The 501-nt window shown below is 62.5% G+C and carries 2 protein-coding genes; both read left to right on the top strand.

Annotation, left to right across the window (positions count from 1 at the left end; translation table 11 throughout):
• The coding region (locus Y707_RS30105; RefSeq protein WP_081744970.1) for an S-layer homology domain-containing protein at nt 1–151 on the top strand (151 nt) is incomplete at its 5' end.
• A gap of 99 nt (nt 152–250) precedes the next feature.
• Nucleotides 251–501: hypothetical protein (locus tag Y707_RS32285; protein WP_216699288.1), on the top strand; the 251-nt coding region annotated here is incomplete at its 3' end.

Below are 501 nucleotides of genomic sequence, written 5' to 3'. Positions count from 1 at the left end.
GAATTCGGAGACAAAGTTTGCAGAGGAGATCATGTGGGCCGCCGGCGCCGGTATCACCACTGGTTGGCCCGATGGCACCTATCGTCCGCTGGAGCCGATTAACCGGGACGCGATGGCCGCCTTCCTGTACCGCTACAACCAAAAATTCTGAACAATATCCCACACAGACCCGCAACGACTGTTCCCTCCCGTCCCCCCACTCGAGGGTGGCGGAAGAAAGCAGCACACCTTATCCACTGGAGCCGAACGCATGAACCCAGAAACCAGCACGGAAGCCCCTGGGCCCGGACCAGCGGGTCCGGGGAGTCGGTACCTGAAGGAATGGGTGACTGTCTTCTGCACGGCAGCGGCCCTCATCACCGGTACCCTTGCGCTGGCGGGGCCGGCCGCAGCGCAGGAATCACCGGGATCGTCGGCCACGCCCACCACCTCATCGGCGCCTGCAGGCACCGGCGGTGATGAAAAATCAACCCTGCAAGAGGAAATTGGAGATCGTGGCGC

The sequence above is a fragment of the Arthrobacter sp. H14 genome (genome assembly GCF_000520495.1).
Taxonomy (GTDB): Bacteria; Actinomycetota; Actinomycetes; order Actinomycetales; family Micrococcaceae; genus Arthrobacter_C.
The sequence above is the reverse complement of the archived record's forward strand: the minus strand, read 5'-3'. Positions and strand labels throughout refer to the sequence as shown.